This is a genomic window from Pseudomonas sp. DCB_AW, assembly GCF_026240895.1.
Lineage (GTDB): Bacteria > Pseudomonadota > Gammaproteobacteria > Pseudomonadales > Pseudomonadaceae > Aquipseudomonas > Aquipseudomonas kermanshahensis.
This window is the reverse complement of sequence record NZ_JAPFCE010000007.1, coordinates 16,222-30,500: the sequence shown is the minus strand read 5'-3', so window position 1 is coordinate 30,500 and position 14,279 is coordinate 16,222. Positions and strand designations below refer to the sequence as shown.

Here is a 14,279-nt window from a genome sequence, read left to right as displayed (position 1 = left end):
GCCGCTAGCAAATAATTCACCGCCAACATCACCCTGAATTTCCCGGCGATGTTGCACAAGCCACTAACAGCAAAGCAAGTACGTGTATCTCCGGAGAGTGACTATGAACAATTCAAAATCAACTTCTCTCAAACGCTTCCGCGCCGAAAAAGCCCGGCGCAACTTTCTGAACCTACAAGATGCACCACCAACACCCGCATTGGCTGAACTCACCAAACCCAACGTCCGCGGCATCGTCGACGTCAATGACGGCACGCTGCACAAGGACAGTTTGAAGCAGAACCTGATCGTAGAGATCCCTCAATGGCCTTTTCTGCCCCCCGGCAGTGATCCTTCAGACTACGTAACGCTGCAGTTGCAATTTACCTTGACCGGCGCCGAGCATACCTTTGTGGCTATTGGCCCGGTAAGAAGATTCGAACCACCGATTGTCCCTGGCGACTTCCCACTTATTCTCGAGTTCCCCCAAGACTCCATTCCACGCAATGGCAAACTCTGGCTGCGCTATGAACTCATAGACCATTTAGGCGATAAATACGTTTCTCTCCCTATCGAGTTGATCTGTGACAGCGTCGCCCCATGGAGGGACGACCCAGCGCCCCCACTCCTGCCGCCCAACGAAATCATCAACGAACACTATTTGGTCAACCACCCAGAAGGCATCGAGTTGGACTTGCCTGACTACCAAGACCGGGCACCAGGTGACACTTATCAGGTCTTCTACCTGAAAGAATGGTCCGAAGAAGATACCGATTATGACAACCCAGCCGCTGCAGGCGCCGTTACCGACGACCTCAAAGTCATCTTACCGGCAGACTCAATCCGCCTATTGGGCGATGGCAGGTTCTATATCGTGTACTACCTCTTCGACAAAGCACGCAACCGCAGTCGCATCCGTTTGCCGGCCACGATCGACGTGGTACTCACGCCGGAGCCTGCCAACCTACAGCGACCGAAAGTGCCTTTGGCTACGGATGATGGCGTGCTGAGCTTGGATGATGCTCACGCAGGTGTGGCCGTCGAAATAGAGCTGTACACCAACCGCAAAGACGATGACAAAATCTTGGTGACCTGGGGCTCGACGGTCCTTCCCACAGAGCAGGTAGGCTCAGGTCCATTCCCGATCAAGATTTTCGTTCCCCACCGTGTATTGCGTGACGAGTACGGTAAAGCCACCGGGGTAGTGCCCACCAACGTCAGCTACAAAGTGCTGCGCCATCACGCCCCTTATGGGCCGGCAGACGATGACTTCAATGTTGACTTCTCCGTCGCCGGCCCCGAACGCCCAGACCCAGACCCGACCTGGCCAGTCAACCCCGCCCTGCTTGCGCCAACGATTACCAGCTTCACAGGACTCGAAAACGAGATTGCACTACCAGACCGTGGCCAAGATGCCACCCTGACGTTCGACGTATACCCCGACGCCGCAAACGGCCAGGTAGTGGACTTCTACTGGAACGGCACCCTGGTGACCGAGGCTCGCTGGGTGGTAGATCAAGCCACCGGCACCGAAAAGAGCGTCACGATTCCCTGGAGCTATATCGAGCGTGCAGGCAACGACCCGGCACTGCCCGTGCACTACACCGTACGTGCCAGCCTCACAGCAATCAACGAGCAGGAATCGTCCCCTCTGTACGTGCATGTAACGGCTATCGACATGACGCCGGACGATCTTGAGTTCCATGGCCTTACCGATCGAGGCTGGCTGAGCTGCCCGTCGCTCTGGGACCCCCTCGCCCCCACCGCAGACCCGGCAATCAGGGTTAAGGTACCCGCCCACAAAGGCTCAAAATTACCAGACAACACCACCATAACGCTGTCTTGGTTGATGTATGACGAAACTGTGGGCGGTAACCTGATCGCTGGGGTGGAGAAGCAGGAAACCCTGACATTGACCGAAGACCAGATCAAAAACGGCTTCATCTGGAGGGTCGAGCCCTACCTCCAGCATATCCAGCCCATTTACACGGCCAACCCCCGAGGTGGGCTCGCGCAGGTGAGTTACGTCATCAACACCACCCCCCCCCGTGTATCCAGACCAACCGAGAACAGGATCAGCATGTCCGATCAGGGCACCAACGGTTCTTGCGACTTGACCAGGCCGTGATCCTGCACCAGCAACGGCCTGCCTCCAGGGCCGTTACCTGGTGACGAATTTTCCATCCATTGAGTAGGAGTTTTCCTACATTTTTCGCGACCAACCGTGACTAACCTCGCGGCTTAACAGATCCGTCCCTCACAAATAAGAGAAGGGTCTTACAGGAAAATATTCACTTTGATGGTGCCCCCATGCCAAGTCGCCCTCCCTTCCCTGCCCGCCGCCGTTCACCAGCGGCCGGGTTCATGCTGTTCGGCCCCCTGCTGTTCGCCACCTCTGCCTGGGGCGAAACCCTGATCAGCGACGATACCCAGCTCGGTGCAGGCAGCACGCTGGACAGCTACCGGGTAATCGGCCCAGCCACCCTTACCGCCGAGGGTGCGACGACCCTGCAGATCGCCGCCGAGGCAGGCTCCACCGTGAACCTGTCCGACAGCCAGGTCACCGCCGAAACCAACGCCAATGGCCTGTCGCTCAGAAGCGCCAGCGCCACCGTGCAACGTACCACCATCAGCAGCAACACCCGCGGCCTTGGCTTGAGCAACGGTTCGACCGCCGTGATCAGCGACAGCGTGGTCGAGGGCGGCGTCCAGGGCGCAACCATCAACGCCAGCACTGCCGAACTGCAACGCAGCGCGCTGAGGGGTACTGATGATGCCAGCGAGGGGGTGCGCATGGTGGCGGGCACCCTGACTGCCAAAGAGGGCAGCACCCTCAGTGGTGGCAGCTATGGTGCGCGCATCCTTGAAGACAATGGCCGTGGCGGCTCCACGCTGGTCGTGGACAACAGCCTGGTCGAAGGGCGCAACGGCCCAGCAATCATGGTAGGCCGCGGTGCAGGCTTCGCAGCTTCCGCGCAGATCGACGTGCTCAACGGCGCTACCTTGAGCGGTGGCAATGGCGTATTGCTAGAGGTGGCGGACGACGCTTCCGCCAACCTGCGGGTCAATGACAGCCACTTGCACGGCGATATCGTCGCGGCCGCCGGCGGCACCGCGAACGTGTTGCTGGAGAACCGCGCCACCCTCACGGGCCGCCTGGATAATGTCGCCAGCCTGGGGATCAACAGCGGCGCCGAGTGGGTCCTGATCGAGAACAGCCACACCAGCGACCTCACCCTCAATGAAGGTGCAGTGCGCTTCGGCGGGCCAGGGGACTTCTTCACCCTGTCGGTGGACAAGCTGGCAGGCAACGGCACCTTTATCATGGAGGCTGACTTCAGCACCGCTCAGTCGGACTTCCTTGAGGTGACCGGCACCGCCAGCGGCACTCATCAGCTGCTGATCAGCCCCAGCGGCAATGACCCGCTTGCCGACAACAGCCTGCATGTGGTGCACACCGCCGCGGGCGATGCGCAGTTCTCACTGGCGGGGGGCGCTGTGGACCTGGGTGCGTATTCCTACGACCTGGTGCAACGAGACAGCAACGATTGGTACCTGGACGTAACTACCCGCACGGTCAGCCCAGGCACACAGTCGGTCATGGCACTGGCCAATGTGGCACCCACCATCTGGTATGGCGAGCTGGGCACCTTGCGCAGCCGCATGGGCGAGGTGCGCCGTGACCCGCGCAAGGCCGGTGGCTGGGTACGCACCTACGCCAACCAGTACAACGTTTCGGGCACCTCTGGCGCCGCTTACCAGCAACAGCAGCAAGGGCTGTCGATCGGTACCGACACACCCGTGGCAGCCGGCGACGGTAACTGGCTGGTCGGGGTCACGGCTGGCTACAGCAACTCCGACCTCAACCTCACCCGGGGCTCGTCGGCCAGCGTCGACAGCTACCATGCCGGCGCTTATGCCACCTGGCTGGATCCCGACAGCGGCTACTACTTCGACGCCGTGGCTCGGCTCAACCGGTTCAAGAACCAGGCTGACGTGCGCATGAGCGACGACAGCAAGGCCAAGGGCGATTATGCCGCCCTGGGCGCCGGCGTATCGCTGGAAGTGGGGCGCCAACTGGCCCTGGCAGATGGCTGGTTCGTCGAACCCTTCGCGCAATTGTCCGGGCTTGTGGTGCAAGGCAAGGACTACACCCTGGATAACGGCATGCGTGCCGAAAGCGAACGCACCCGTTCAGTGCTGGGCAAAGTGGGCAGCACCGTCGGGCGCACCTTCACAGCCGGCGAAGGGCGCAGCGTGCAACCTTACCTGCGGGTTGCCGCCGTTCACGAATTCGTCAATGACAACCAGGTGAAAGTGAACGACAACCGCTTCGGCACCGACCTGTCAGGCACGCGCGGCGAAGTGGGTGTCGGAATGGCAGTCGCCTGGGACGATAAATGGCAAGCACACGCCGACTTCGACTACAGCAACGGCAGCAAGATAGAACAGCCGTGGGGCGTTAATTTCGGCGTGCGTTACAACTGGTGACAACGAAGGGAAGGCCCAAGCGCCTTCCCTTTTTCATTTATGCATCAGAGGAAGGGAAGGTCGATGACACAGAAAAAACGCTCCGTAGAAGCGAAATCGTCTACCAGGAAGGCACCTGCCAAGAAAGCGACCGCCAAAGACACAGCCCTCCTCGTACCTCCAAACGTGCCAGAACTGGTGCCCGATATAGAAGGAGGAATACCGAACACAGTGTCGTTCCGGGCAACCTATCTGCCCTTGCGGGTAGAATTCCCCCTGTGGGCTCACTCGAACCCCAGCGAGACGGACGAAGAATATTTATCCTTGTACTGGAACGGCGTGCTGGTTGAAAAGAAGACCTTCAACCAGCCCATCAAGCCTGAAGAACTCTTTATTCTTGTACCCGTTCGCAATATGGTCGAAGGGCCGCACCAGTTGCACTACGAGGTCACCATTTTCAATGACACCCAAGCGGCTTCGCGGCCGCTGGATATCTACATCGACAAGACCCCACCCTTGCTGAACCCGGATGACGACAGGCTTGAGTTTTCCGATTACGTCATCCGCCAGGGAGTCACTGAAGATTACCTCGCGGCCAATGGTGACAAGGTAGAAGCCACTGTCCCTCCCATCCTGGGTGCGGAGGTGGGCGACACCGTGAAGTGGTACTGGAGCGACGACCCCGTGGGCCAGCACATGGTCGGCATGATGACACTTGCCAGCGACCACATTGAAACCCTGGGCGCGCAAAGTATCAGCAAACCGGTCACGCTTATCTATCCCGGTGATTTCATTCGCCAGTCCAGGAACGGTATCCGCTTCGCCCGCTATGAAGTGCAGGACCGGGCCGGTACGGCGCCCCAGCGTGCGCTGGCACGCTCGCTCAGCTCAGACCCTTCTCCCCCGCCACGCGAGCTACCGCCACCACGCATCAAAGAAGCCACAGGCAACGAATACTTCAGCACGCTGGTCCCGAGAGACGCAGTCAATGGCGTGACATTCGTCATCCCGGACGATGCGGACATCAGGCCGAATGAAACCGTCACCGCATTCTGGGGCGAACCAGGAACACTGGGGGGGACCTCCGCCAGCATGCCACCAGGCGTGCGTGAGGTCCGTATCCCACGTGTGCATATCCCGCCGCACATGAACAATCGGGCCGAGTTGCGTTACCAAATCAATAAACCCGATGTGCCGGTCTCTCCCTCACATCATGTTACGGTACGGGCGATCGAAGGCCTACCGATCGTGCAGTGCAGCAAAATCCAGAATGGCGCGATTAACCTGCGCTCAATGGGGGAAAGCGCTACGTTCACATTGGGAGACTGGCAACTCCGGCACACGTCGCAATTCGTCAACGCATGGATTGAAGGGGTGGAGCGCGGCGACGTCTCCAAGGTCATCAGGCTTGCCATCGCCAATGAACTCCCGGTATCCACCGAGGCCGGCATCCTGACACTGGGCGCGGTGAGCAAGACCGACCTGATGAAACTGGCGCTGAACTATCAGTTCCACGTATCGGTAGAGGTCTCGTTCGACGATAAAGTGAGCTGGCTGAAATTCCCCTATGCGGCGGCTACGCTTGAGGACCGGCCGATTTTTTAGTAGACCTTTTAAAAGGTTAAAAAAAAACGCCACTCGAAAGAGTGGCGTTTTTCATGTTTGGAGCGGGAAACGAGACTCGAACTCGCGACCCCGACCTTGGCAAGGTCGTGCTCTACCAACTGAGCTATTCCCGCATTGTGAAGCATTACCGCTAACCGGCGTGAAGCGCCTTGACGACCTTCACCACCACTGTACCGCATAGACGCCACAGTATTTAAACTGGAGCGGGAAACGAGACTCGAACTCGCGACCCCGACCTTGGCAAGGTCGTGCTCTACCAACTGAGCTATTCCCGCAAATGGCGTCCCCTAGGGGACTCGAACCCCTGTTACCGCCGTGAAAGGGCGGTGTCCTAGGCCACTAGACGAAGGGGACACACAACACTTTTCAGTGCGCCAGATATTGAACCTCACGATTCAACCTGGGCTTTCTTTTCCTGCCCCGCTGTTAAGCGTTGCCGGAGAAACTGGAGCGGGAAACGAGACTCGAACTCGCGACCCCGACCTTGGCAAGGTCGTGCTCTACCAACTGAGCTATTCCCGCAATATGGCGTCCCCTAGGGGACTCGAACCCCTGTTACCGCCGTGAAAGGGCGGTGTCCTAGGCCACTAGACGAAGGGGACACGCTGCAAGCATTTAAATGCTGCTTTCACTCCCTGCCGCGTTTCGCTGTGTGCTTTACGCTGCAAGTGGCGCGCATTCTATGGATGCTTCGAAGATGCGTCAACCCCTTTGTAGAAATTTATTTAAATCAATGACTTCCGGGTGTGCCGAGCGCTGTTTCAGGCAGCCCGCAGGGGTTTGGCGTTGATTTTCTGGCGTCAAGTCAGCATTAATGTGCCAGCATCCAGCCATGGCACAGTTTGCCGATAGAAAGAGAATGCCTGTCAGGGCCTCTCGCGAGCAAGCTCGCGCCTACACTCAATAATGCAAACCTATTCATGAGGCATTAACGGTGACACCACTTCTGATCACTCTGCTCATCGTGGCGGGTATCGCGTTGCTGATCGTGATCGGCTACCTCAACAATGTGGTCGAGAACAGCAAGCTGGAACGCGCACGGTTGAAGATCGAGCTGGCCGACCGCTTGCGCCGCTGCGGCGAAATCACCGAGACCTTCCCTGGCCAGTTCATGACACCGGCCCTTAAGCTGCTGCTGGCCCGCCTGGAGCTGAACCTCAACCAGCGCCAGCTGACGGTGGACAAACACAATGCTGAACTCAAGGCGCGCATCGCCGAGCTGGAAGGCCAGATCGCCCTGGGCGAAAAGATCCCGGTGAACAACCCGCCTAACCCGATCCAGACCGAGGCCAAGGCCAAGGACGTGCGTTTTCTGCTCGAAGCGCTGCACACGCAGGTCGCCCGCGCCGCACAGGAGGGCTTCCTGCCTGCCAACGAGGCCAAGCAGTGGGTCAAGGAGATCCGTCATATCCTGGTGCTGCTGCACATCGAGTTCTTCAACAACCTTGGCCAGCTGGCCTTGCAGAAAGCTCAGCCGGGCCAGGCACGCCTCGCCTTCGAGCGGGGTGTGCAGTATTTGCGCAAGCAGCCTGAGCCGAAGGTGTATGAAGAGCAGCTGACCTACTTGGAGAAACTGCTGGCACGGGCCAACGCCCAGGTGATGGACCGCATGGCACCGGCGGAGGACGAGCACAACGAACTGACCGACGGGCTCAAGACCGACGAGGAAGAGACCTGGAAGAAGAAGGCGATGTACGACTGATACGCTAACCTGTGCCGGCCCTGTGGGAGCGGGCTTGCCCCGCGAACACCGGCGCAGCCGGTGCCATGCATCGCGCGCCCCATTCGCGGGGCAAGCCCGCTCCCACAAGGGCCAGTACAGGCAATACAGCAATCAGCAGTCGGTCAATTCCAGAAAGATCGCCGCCAACCGCTCCAACCCCACCTGGTCCGCCTCACTGAACCGCCCCACCTTCGGGCTGTCCAGGTCCAGCACTCCAATCAACCTGCCCGCCTTCACCAACGGAATCACCAGCTCGCTGTTGGACGCGCTGTCACAAGCGATATGCCCCGGGAACGCATGCACGTCTTTCACACGCTGGGTTTGCCGCGTGGCCGCAGCCGCGCCACACACACCCTTGCTGAACGGAATGCGCACACACGCCACCTGCCCCTGGAACGGCCCGAGCACCAGCTCTTCATTGCGGTTCAGGTAAAACCCCGCCCAGTTCAGGTCGTCCACCTGGTTATAGAGAAACGCCGAAAACTGCGCGGCGTTGGCGATGAAGTCACGCTCGTCGGCAAACAGCGCCTGCACTTGCGCGGCCAGCAGGTTATAGCCATCGAGGCCAGCGCCACTGGCATTGAGGTCGATCATTTACTTTTGCTCCAGCAATTGCAGCCCGACCCAGTAGCGGGCGAACTGATAGGCACAACGGCCATTACGGTTGCCGCGGCCAGTGGCCCAGCGCACGGCGAGGATGTCCAGGGCTTCGTCCCGCTGCCAGTTCAACCCGGCAGGGCGCGCCAACTGGCCGATCCAGTGTTCGACCACATTAAGGAAGTGGTCCTGGGTGAAGGGGTAGAACGACAGCCACAGGCCAAAGCGGTCAGACAGGGCGATCTTGTCTTCCACGGCTTCGCTGGGGTGCAGCTCGCCGTCGATGCGCTTCCAGTTCTCGTTGTCGCTTTCTTTTTCCGGCACCAGGTGGCGACGGTTGGAGGTGGCGTACAGCAAGACATTGTCGGGGGCCTGCTCCAGCGAGCCGTCGAGCACACTCTTGAGCACCCGGTAGTCGCCCTCCCCGGCTTCGAACGACAGGTCGTCGCAGAACAGGATGAAGCGCTGCGGCAGTTTTTGCAGTTGCTCGACCACCCGCGGCAGGTCGGCCAGGTGGTCGCGCTCGATTTCGATCAGGCGCAGGCCGGCACCTTCGTGCTCGGCCAGCAAGGCGCGCACCAGCGACGACTTGCCGGTGCCACGCGAGCCCCACAGCAAGGCGTGGTTGGCGGGCAGGCCATTGATGAACTGGTGGGTGTTGCGGCCCAGCTGGTCACGTTGCTGGTCGACCCCGATCAGGTCGCTCAGGCGGATGTCCAGGCTGACTTCAAGGGGCATCAGGTAACCGGTGCGGCCATCGCGCTGCCAGCGGGCGGCCAAGGTGGTGTGCCAGTCGATGTCCGGGCGTGGTGCGGGCAACAGCGGCTCAAGGCGCGCCAGTACCGATTCGGCGCGGTCCAGGAAAGCAATCAAGCGAGCGTCCATGACGACTCCTACAAATTCAGATTCTGGGATGCAGTGCCGGCCTCTTCGCGGGTAAACCCGCTCCCACAGGTACTGCACAGCGCTGAAGGCTGCGAAATAACCTGTGGGAGCGGGTTTACCCGCGAAGAGGCCGGCACTGCATACAAGCAATCAAGGTTGAATGTGTGACAGACCCGCCAGCAGCCGGGGCTATTCGGCTATGCTTGCGCAGCGCAAGGGACGTGAAACCGGCTCGGGACTCATGGATATCAAGTTCACCAATCGCCTGTCATACAAGCAAGCCCGGCTGACAGTCCTGGTCGGCTTCATCCTGGGAACATTGCTCAGTCTCATCCAGATCGGCATCGATTATGCCAGCGAAGACGCATCCATCAACCGTGAAGTGCGTGCACTGCTGCAAATCAGCCACAACCCGGCGTCGCGCATCGCCTACAACATCGATGCCGAACTGGCCCTGGAGCTGACCCGCGGCCTGCTGCAATCGCCAGCGGTGATCCGCGCCCGGCTGATCGACAACAATGATACCGTGCTGGCCGACGTCGAGCGCCCACGCCTTGAAGACCGCTACCGCCCGCTCAGCGACTTCCTGTTCGGCGAGCAGCGCCAGCTTCAAGACCGCCTGTTTCTCGCCCATATGCCCAATGAATACCTGGGCACCCTGTACCTGGACGTCGACACCTACGCCTTCGGCAGCCGCTTCCTCGACCGCGCCGGCATCACCCTGTTCAACGGCTTCGCCCGCAGCCTGGTGCTGACCGGGATCCTGCTGGCGCTGTTCTACATGATGCTGACCAAACCGCTGGTGACCGTGATTGGCGCGCTCAGCGGCAGCGACCCGCGCAAGCCGCGGCAAACCCGGCTGGAATGCCCCCACGGCCACGAACACGACGAGATCGGCGTGCTGGTCAAAGTCGCCAACCAGCAGTTCGTCAGCATGGCCACCGAGATCGAGCAGCGGCGTAACGCTGAAAACCGCCTGACCCAGTACCTGAACGAGCTGGAAGACATCGTGTCGGCGCGCACCGACCAGCTCAAGGCCAGCAACAGCAGCTTGAGCCTGTCTAACCAAGAGCTCGAAGAAGCCCGGCGCCGGGCCCTGGACATGGCCCAGGCGCGCGCGGCCTTCCTGGCCAACATGAGCCACGAAATCCGCACCCCGCTCAACGGCATGCTCGGCATGATCGCCCTGGCCCTGGACAGCCCGCTGCCCAGCGAGCAGCGCCAACAGATGACCATCGCCCACGACTCGGGCAAGGTGCTGGTGGAGCTGCTGAACGATATTCTCGACCTGTCCAAGTTCGATGCCGGCCAGTTGGAGCTCGAACGCATTGCCTTCGACATGGGCTCGATGGTCGAGGACACCGCCAACCTGCTGTCGCAGAACACCGCGCAAAGCGTAGAGCTGACCTGCCTTATCGCCCGCGACTTCCCCAGCAGCGTGCTCGGCGACCCGACACGGGTGCGCCAGATCGTCAGCAACTTGTTGTCCAACGCGCTCAAGTTCACCCGCTTCGGCCGCGTCGACATCCGCCTGGTGACGATTGTCGGCGGTGTACGCCTGGAAGTGCGCGATACCGGCATCGGCATCCCCGAGGAGGCGCAGGCGCGGATTTTCCAACCCTTCACCCAGGCTGGCGCTGGCATCACCCGCCAGTACGGCGGCACCGGCCTGGGCCTGGCACTGACGCGCAACCTGTGCAAGGCGATGCAGGGGCACCTGCATATCCAGTCCGAACCAGGCTTTGGCAGCCGCTTCAGCGCAGAGCTGCCACTGGCCGTGCACACTGAAGCCATCCCGCCGGCGCCGCTGCAGGGCCGCGTGGTGGCCCTGAGCGATGCCAGCAGCGGGCTGCATGAGCTGCTGCAAGACCTGCTGCCCGCCTGGGGCCTGGCGTACCAACGCCACGACAGCAGCGCAGGCCTGCACACTGCGACGTTCGACCTGCTGATCACCGACGACCTGGAGCACCTGCTGGCGCTGCGCCCTGCACTGAAAACGCCCATCCTGCTGGTGACGGCCTACGGCAATTTCCTGCCCAATGAGCAATCCATCAACCTTGCGCCGCTGCATCAACTGGCCCGGCCACTGGCGCGCAATGCGCTGTACCAGACGCTACGGCGCATCCTGCAAGGCCACGAGCCCGAGCACCCGCTGGCCAACCCGCACACCTCCCCGGAACAAGGCCGTGCACGGATTCTGCTGGTGGAGGACAACCCGGTGAACCAACTGGTGGCCAAGGGCATGCTGGCCAAGCTCGGCTGCCAGGTACAGCTGGCCACCCAGGGCGCCGAGGCCCTGGCGTGGCTAGAACAAGAGGATTTCGACCTGGTGCTGATGGACTGCAACATGCCGGTGATGGACGGCTACGAAGCCAGCCGGCGTATCCGCCAGAGCGGCCGCTGGCCAGACTTGCCGATCGTCGCGCTCACCGCCAATGCCATGCCCGAAGAGCGCGAACGCTGCCGGGCGGCGGGCATGAACGACTACCTGGCCAAGCCGTTCCGCCGCGAAGAGCTGCTGGCGCTGGTCGAGCACTGGGTGCCGATCAGCGGCTGAGCAGGCGCTCGATGTCTGCTTCCAGTGCCTGCGGTTTGGTGGTCGGCGCATAGCGCGTGACCTGGCCGCTGGCCGGGTCGACCAGGAACTTGGTGAAGTTCCACTTGATCTTCTGGCTGCCCAGCAGGCCGGGGGCGCGCTGTTTGAGCTCGACGAACAGCGAGTGAGCACCCGGCCCGTTGACCTCGACCTTGCGAAACAGCGGGAAGCTCACGCCGAAATTGCGCTCGCAAAACTGCGCGATGTCCCGCGCTTCGCCCGGCTCTTGCTTGCCAAACTGGTTGCAAGGGAAGCCCAGCACCACCAGGCCGCGCTCGCGGTAGGCCTGCCACAACTGCTCCAGGCCTTTGTATTGCGGGGTAAAGCCGCACTGGCTGGCGGTGTTGACCACCAACAGGACTTTGCCTGGGAAGTCACCGAGCTTCTTGTGCTCGCCACCCAGGGTCACGCAAGGGATGTCCAGCATCGATCCAGCCATGTTCAGGCTCCGGTCAGTCACGTGGTCGAAGGTCGATGCACACCGAGTTGATGCAATAGCGCAGGCCGGTCGGGGGTGGCCCGTCGGGGAACACGTGGCCCAGGTGCGCATCGCAGCGGGCGCAGGTGACTTCGGTGCGGATCATGCCGTGGGTGGTGTCGCGAATCTCGATCATCGCGCTGTCTTCGATCGGCGCGTAGAAGCTCGGCCAGCCGCAGCCAGAATCGAACTTGGTTTGCGCATCGAACAGCGGCAGGCTGCAGCAGATGCAATGGTAGATACCATCACGGCGCTCGCTGTTGTACTTGCCGCTGAACGGCCGCTCGGTGCCTTTGAGGCGGCACACCTGGTACTGCTCGGGGTCGAGCATCGACCGCCATTGTTCAAGTGTCTTCTCGATCTTTTGCATGTAGGGACCTCGACAGGCTTAATTTCACCCCGCGCCGTCTTTTCCGTAACGCGGGTGGCACGTATATTAGTTGGCTTCGTGTGCCAGGCGTTCAGTCTGGCACCCGCTTCCTGCCCTTTCAAACCTTTCGAAAGGGCGCGGTGCGTATTCTCAACCGGGACCCCATCATGCAGTTCAGCAAATCGAACAAGCTCGCCAATGTCTGCTACGACATTCGCGGCCCAGTGCTCAAGCACGCCAAACGCCTGGAGGAGGAAGGCCACCGCATCCTCAAGCTGAACATCGGCAACCCGGCGCCGTTTGGCTTCGAGGCGCCGGACGAAATCCTCCAGGATGTGATCCGCAACCTGCCCACCGCGCAGGGCTACAGCGACTCCAAAGGGCTGTTCAGCGCGCGCAAGGCGGTGATGCAGTACTGCCAGCAGAAGGAAATCGAAGGCGTCACCATCGAGGACATCTACCTCGGTAATGGCGTGTCCGAGCTGATCGTCATGTCGATGCAGGCGCTGCTCAACAACGGCGACGAAGTGCTGATCCCGGCCCCCGACTACCCGCTGTGGACCGCCGCAGTGAGCCTGGCTGGCGGCAAGCCGGTGCACTACCTGTGCGACGAACAGGCCGACTGGTTCCCTGACCTTGAAGACATCAAGGCCAAGATCACCCCGAACACCAAGGCCCTGGTGATCATCAACCCGAACAACCCGACCGGCGCGGTGTACTCCAAGGAGCTGCTGCTGGGCATGCTGGAGCTGGCGCGCCAGCACAACCTGGTGGTGTTCTCCGACGAGATCTACGACAAGATCCTCTACGACGAAGCCGTGCACATCAGCACCGCCTCGCTGGCCCCCGACCTGCTGTGCCTGACCTTCAACGGCCTGTCCAAGTCGTACCGGGTGGCGGGTTTCCGTTCCGGCTGGCTGATCATCTCGGGGCCCAAGCACCACGCCCAGAGCTACATCGAAGGCATCGACATGCTGGCCAACATGCGCCTGTGCGCCAACGTGCCGGCCCAGCATGCCATCCAGACCGCCCTGGGCGGCTACCAGAGCATCAACGACCTGGTGCTGCCACAAGGCCGCCTGCTGGAGCAGCGCAACCGCACCTACGAGCTGCTCAACGACATCCCGGGCGTGAGCTGCGTGAAGCCGATGGGCGCGCTGTATGCGTTCCCGCGGATCGACCCGAAGGTCTGCCCGATCCTCAATGACGAGAAGTTCGCGCTAGACCTGCTGCTGTCGGAAAAACTGCTGATCGTGCAAGGTACAGCGTTCAACTGGCCATGGCCGGACCACTTCCGCGTGGTGACCTTGCCGCGGGTGGACGACCTGGAAGCGGCGATCGGGCGGATCGGGAATTTCCTGCGGACTTATTCGCAGTAACTGAAGGCCTCTTCGCAGCACAAGGCTGCTCCTACAGGTGTACGCGTTCTCCTGTAGAAGCAGCCTTGCGCTGCGAATGGGCTGCAAAGCAGCCCCAAATGTTTCTTACATCCTGCAACGCTCTACCTCACAGCCCCCACCGCATCCTCTGCCATACTCCGCCGTACACAGTTTGA

The 14,279-nt window shown here is 61.0% G+C and carries 10 protein-coding genes and 5 tRNA genes; 6 read left to right on the top strand and 9 right to left on the bottom strand.

The window, feature by feature from the left end; translation table 11 throughout:
* Nucleotides 1–103 precede the first annotated feature (103 nt).
* The 3 genes from OO306_RS06970 (at nt 104) to OO306_RS06960 (ending at nt 6,054) form a co-directional block, all read left to right on the top strand.
* Complete coding sequence (locus OO306_RS06970; protein ID WP_265968174.1) at nt 104–2,107, top strand: hypothetical protein; 2,004 nt, start codon at nt 104–106, stop codon at nt 2,105–2,107.
* Nucleotides 2,108–2,289: 182 nt separating this feature from the next.
* Nucleotides 2,290–4,470 carry an autotransporter outer membrane beta-barrel domain-containing protein gene (locus OO306_RS06965; RefSeq protein WP_265968173.1) on the top strand — a complete coding sequence of 727 codons (2,181 nt, stop codon included), beginning with the start codon at nt 2,290–2,292 and terminating at the stop codon, nt 4,468–4,470.
* Between the two features lie 63 nt (nt 4,471–4,533).
* Nucleotides 4,534–6,054 (top strand): hypothetical protein, encoded by a 1,521-nt coding sequence (locus tag OO306_RS06960; RefSeq protein ID WP_265968172.1) that lies wholly within the window; start codon nt 4,534–4,536, stop codon nt 6,052–6,054.
* 58 nt (nt 6,055–6,112) lie between these two features.
* Here the strand turns inward: OO306_RS06960 and OO306_RS06955 are convergent.
* The 5 genes from OO306_RS06955 to OO306_RS06935 all read right to left on the bottom strand — a co-directional run bounded on the left by OO306_RS06955 (nt 6,113) and on the right by OO306_RS06935 (nt 6,677).
* A tRNA-Gly gene (locus OO306_RS06955) sits at nt 6,113–6,188 on the bottom strand.
* 86 nt (nt 6,189–6,274) lie between these two features.
* Nucleotides 6,275–6,350, bottom strand: a tRNA-Gly gene (locus OO306_RS06950).
* A 3-nt stretch (nt 6,351–6,353) separates the two neighbouring features.
* Nucleotides 6,354–6,429 (bottom strand) — tRNA-Glu (locus tag OO306_RS06945).
* 92 nt (nt 6,430–6,521) lie between these two features.
* Nucleotides 6,522–6,597, bottom strand: a tRNA-Gly gene (locus OO306_RS06940).
* Nucleotides 6,598–6,601: 4 nt separating this feature from the next.
* Nucleotides 6,602–6,677: transfer RNA gene (locus OO306_RS06935), tRNA-Glu, on the bottom strand.
* A 332-nt stretch (nt 6,678–7,009) separates the two neighbouring features.
* On the opposite strand from OO306_RS06935, the gene OO306_RS06930 reads away from it, so the two are divergent.
* Complete coding sequence (locus OO306_RS06930; protein WP_027596055.1) at nt 7,010–7,777, top strand: hypothetical protein; 768 nt, start codon at nt 7,010–7,012, stop codon at nt 7,775–7,777.
* A 132-nt stretch (nt 7,778–7,909) separates the two neighbouring features.
* Here the strand turns inward: OO306_RS06930 and OO306_RS06925 are convergent, their stop codons facing one another.
* The gene (locus tag OO306_RS06925) at nt 7,910–8,392 is read right to left on the bottom strand and encodes a GAF domain-containing protein (protein ID WP_265968171.1); all 483 of its coding nucleotides are present in this window, start codon (nt 8,390–8,392) and stop codon (nt 7,910–7,912) included.
* A complete protein-coding gene (locus OO306_RS06920; RefSeq protein WP_265968170.1) occupies nt 8,393–9,280 on the bottom strand; it encodes an ATP-binding protein in 888 nt (295 codons plus the stop codon).
* 199 nt (nt 9,281–9,479) lie between these two features.
* Between OO306_RS06920 and OO306_RS06915 the strand changes: the two genes are divergently transcribed.
* Nucleotides 9,480–11,837 (top strand): response regulator, encoded by a 2,358-nt coding sequence (locus tag OO306_RS06915; RefSeq protein WP_265968223.1) that lies wholly within the window; start codon nt 9,480–9,482, stop codon nt 11,835–11,837.
* Here the strand turns inward: OO306_RS06915 and OO306_RS06910 are convergent.
* Together OO306_RS06910 and msrB are read right to left on the bottom strand one after the other, a co-directional pair.
* A complete protein-coding gene (locus OO306_RS06910; RefSeq protein ID WP_265968169.1) occupies nt 11,827–12,315 on the bottom strand; it encodes a glutathione peroxidase in 489 nt (162 codons plus the stop codon). The genes OO306_RS06915 and OO306_RS06910 overlap by 11 nt on opposite strands.
* 13 nt (nt 12,316–12,328) lie before the next feature.
* The gene (gene msrB, locus OO306_RS06905) at nt 12,329–12,724 is read right to left on the bottom strand and encodes a peptide-methionine (R)-S-oxide reductase MsrB (RefSeq protein ID WP_027596050.1); all 396 of its coding nucleotides are present in this window, start codon (nt 12,722–12,724) and stop codon (nt 12,329–12,331) included.
* Between the two features lie 167 nt (nt 12,725–12,891).
* Between msrB and OO306_RS06900 the strand changes: the two genes are divergently transcribed.
* Nucleotides 12,892–14,103 carry a pyridoxal phosphate-dependent aminotransferase gene (locus tag OO306_RS06900; RefSeq protein ID WP_085273706.1) on the top strand — a complete coding sequence of 404 codons (1,212 nt, stop codon included), beginning with the start codon at nt 12,892–12,894 and terminating at the stop codon, nt 14,101–14,103.
* Nucleotides 14,104–14,279: the final 176 nt, after the last annotated feature.